Raw genomic sequence first — 266 nt, forward strand, 5'->3', positions numbered from 1 at the left:
CACACTACCATCGGCGCGATTGCGTTTCACTTCTGAGTTCGGGATGGGATCAGGTGGGACCACAATGCTATTGTCACCAAGCAAATTTGGTATCTACTCCCCATCTTATGTGGGCAGTAAATGAATTTGGAAAGCTGGTTTGAGTATCACTTCTTAAGTGTTTCTATTCGTCTAAGTGCTACTTAGCAAAACCCATCTGGGTTGTATGGTTAAGCCTCTCGAGTCATTAGTATCAGTTAGCTCAACGCCTCACAACGCTTACACAC

At 44.7% G+C, this 266-nt stretch carries 1 rRNA gene; it reads right to left on the reverse strand.

Features of this window, described 5'->3' with window-relative positions:
• Nucleotides 1-81 (reverse strand): 5S ribosomal RNA (gene rrf, locus AEA42_RS14520); the annotation flags it as partial.
• Between the last annotated feature and the right edge of the window lie 185 nt (nucleotides 82-266).

This window comes from Shewanella sp. Sh95 (assembly GCF_001308045.1).
GTDB classification, from domain to species: Bacteria; Pseudomonadota; Gammaproteobacteria; order Enterobacterales; family Shewanellaceae; genus Shewanella; species Shewanella xiamenensis.